The sequence below is a fragment of the Mesorhizobium alhagi CCNWXJ12-2 genome, from assembly GCF_000236565.1.
Taxonomy (GTDB): domain Bacteria; phylum Pseudomonadota; class Alphaproteobacteria; order Rhizobiales; family Rhizobiaceae; genus Allomesorhizobium; species Allomesorhizobium alhagi.
Genome location: NZ_AHAM01000166.1, coordinates 1 through 2,702, shown reverse-complemented (window position 1 = coordinate 2,702; position 2,702 = coordinate 1). Strand labels below are relative to the sequence as shown.

General features: G+C 64.9%; 3 protein-coding genes. 2 read left to right on the top strand and 1 reads right to left on the bottom strand.

What is annotated here, in order from left to right:
* On the bottom strand, positions 1 to 1,361 hold a 1,361-nt coding region (locus tag MAXJ12_RS19000; protein ID WP_008837584.1), incomplete at its 3' end, for a trimethylamine methyltransferase family protein.
* Between the two features lie 91 nt (positions 1,362 to 1,452).
* On the opposite strand from MAXJ12_RS19000, the gene MAXJ12_RS18995 reads away from it, so the two are divergent.
* Positions 1,453 to 2,370, top strand: a complete 918-nt coding sequence (locus MAXJ12_RS18995) for a LysR substrate-binding domain-containing protein (RefSeq protein ID WP_008837583.1) — start codon at positions 1,453 to 1,455, stop codon at positions 2,368 to 2,370.
* A gap of 27 nt (positions 2,371 to 2,397) precedes the next feature.
* Positions 2,398 to 2,702 (top strand): ATP-binding protein (locus MAXJ12_RS18990; protein ID WP_008837582.1); only part of this gene is annotated, 305 nt, incomplete at its 3' end.

The following is a 2,702-nucleotide window of genomic DNA, read 5'->3' as shown; positions in this document are numbered from 1 at the left end:
GTCTCGTAGTTCTGCATCGTATGCGCGCAGCCGAAGAAGTGGCTGCCCGGCCCGACCTCCCTGAATGCGTCGAGCGCGAGCTGATTGTCGTCGACCGTCACGCCGTCGAGATAGGTGTGCAACGCGCCGCAGAAATCCGCGTCCATGACGAATTTCTCGTAGGACATGGAAAGCAGCCCGTCGAGAAAACCGGCCGAGTGCAGGATGAAATTCGCGCCGCAATGCACGGCGGCCAGCATCGACATGGTACCTTCGTTCATCGCATGCGCGTCGGGCAGCTTCGAGGTGGTGAAATTGCCGGAGCAGCGCAGCGGCAGGTTCAGCCGCCGCGCGAGTTGCCCGATCACCATCGAGCCGATCGCCGGCTCTGGCGTGCCGAAGGTGGGCGAGCCCGAGCGGAGCGACATCGACGACAGGAAATTGCCGAAGACCACCGGCGCGCCGGGGCGCTCGAGCTGCGTCAGCGCGCAGCCGGCCATGGTTTCGGCGAGCGACTGGGCGATCGCGCCGGCATTGGTCACCGGGCCCATGGCCCCGCCGAGGATGAACGGCACGATCACCGCCGCCTGGTTGGCGCGGGCGTAGGCGCGCAGCACCGTCGTCATCGTGGCGTCCCAGACCAGCGGCGAATTGACGTTGACATTGCCGAGGATGACGCAGTTCTCGTCGGCGAATTTCTCGCCGAACACGATCCGGGCCATGTCGATGCAGTCTTCCGCGCGGGATTCGGCCGTCACCGAGCCCATGAAGCCCCGGTCGGAATATCTTACATGGCTGTAGACCATGTCGAGATGGCGCTTGTTGACCGGCACGTCGACCGGCTCGCAGATCGTGCCGCCGGAGTGGTGCAGCCAGGGCGAGGACTGCGCCAGCTTAATGAAATTGCGAAAATCCTCGATCGTGCCGTAGCGGCGGCCCTTGTCGAGGTCCATGACGAAGGGCGAGCCGTAGGCCGGCGAGAATACGACATTCTTGCCGCCGATCTGCACCGAGTTCATCGGGTTCCGCGCATGCTGGGTAAATTCGGCCGGTGCGGTCTTCAGAACCTCGCGCAGCATGCCCGGCTCGAACTTCACCAGCATGCCGTCGATCTTGGCCCCTGCCCGCTTCCAATGGTCGAGCGCGACAGGATCGTCACGGAACTCGATGCCGATCTCGGCCAGAATGCGATCCGCCGTCGCCTCGATGCGAAGCAGGTTCTCCTCCGACAATATGTCGTAGGTCGGGATGTTGCGGACGATATAGGGCCGGCCAAGACCCTGGCTGCCATGCGAGCGCAATTCGCGCCGGGCTATCCTGCCGCCGCCGCGCTCGCGGCGTCTGGAGGGTTCTGTCGTCGTCTCGGCAGCGGCTGTGCTCATCGGGTTTCCCAACCTCTATGAGTATCAGCCTATGCGGCCGGATTGCGTCTGTGACGCTGGAAAATCCTGATGGCTTGTATAAGCTGTCCTTATGCAAAGCCTCCGCCACCTCCTGCCATCCGCCGGCTCCCTGATCGTCTTCGAGGCGGCCGGCCGGCTGTCGAGCTTCACCGCCGCCGGCCGCGAGCTCGGCATGACCCAGGCTGCTGTGTCCTATGCGGTCCGGGGATTGGAACGGCAACTCGGCGTGCCGCTGTTCCAGCGCCGCCATCGCCAGGTGCGGCTCACCGAAGCCGGCGAGCGCTTCTTCGCAGACGTCTCGCTTGGCCTGTCGCACATCCGCAAATCGGCCGAGGACCTGCGCACGCTGGCCGTCGGCGGCCATGTCACGCTGTCGGCCTCCACCGCCTTCGCCTCGTTCTGGATGATGCCGCGCCTGCAGCAGTTCCGCGATGAATTGCCGGGCGTGGATCTCCGCATCCAGACGGCCGACAGGGATCTCGACATCGCCGCCGAGGGCATTCCACTCGCCATACGCGGCGGTTATCCAAAGGACTGGCCCGATTACGATAGCCTGCCGCTGGCCGAGGAAGAGATCTTTCCGGTCGCGGGCAGCACCTATGCGTCACACTTCGGCCTGCCTCGGTCGGTCGCCGAACTGGCCTCGCACCGCCTCATCCATCTCGAGGAGCCCTATCGCGAGGCCGCAAGCTGGTCGGAATGGTTTCTCTCCGCAGGCGCGAGCGGCGCCGTCGCCAATCCGAGCCTGCTCATCAACGACTACGCGCTGGTGATCCAGGCGGTCATGGAAGGCCAGGGCATCGCGCTCGGCTGGAAGCATCTCGCCGAGCGGCTGCTCGCCTCCGGACTGCTGGTGCGCATCACCGATCACACGCTGGTGACAGGCAAGGGCTTCCACGTCGTCTGGCCGAAGCACCGCGAGCTTTCCGCCGGCGCCAGAAAGGTTCGCGATTGGCTCGCCGCGCAGGGTTTGAAGCGCTTTCGCTGAGGCGCAGAATCCGCATATGATGCCGTCATGCCCATACGCCAGCTTTCAGAAACGATGATCAACCAGATCGCCGCCGGTGAGGTCATCGAGCGTCCGGCGAGTGTGGTCAAGGAACTGGTCGAAAACGCAATCGATGCGGGGGCGGCGCGCGTCGAGATCGTCACGGCCGGCGGCGGGCTCAATCTGGTGCGGGTCAGCGACGACGGTGCCGGCATTCCCGAAGACGAGCTGGAACTCGCGGTGGCGCGCCACTGCACGTCGAAGCTCTCCACTGACATCCACGACATACGCTCGCTCGGCTTTCGCGGCGAAGCACTGCCCTCGATCGGCTC

Bases quoted from the DNA above. Each gene is read 5' to 3' on its own strand.
- MAXJ12_RS18995 (WP_008837583.1), top strand. From the start codon at position 1,453: ATGCAAAGCCTCCGCCACCTCCTGCCATCCGCCGGCTCCCTGATCGTC.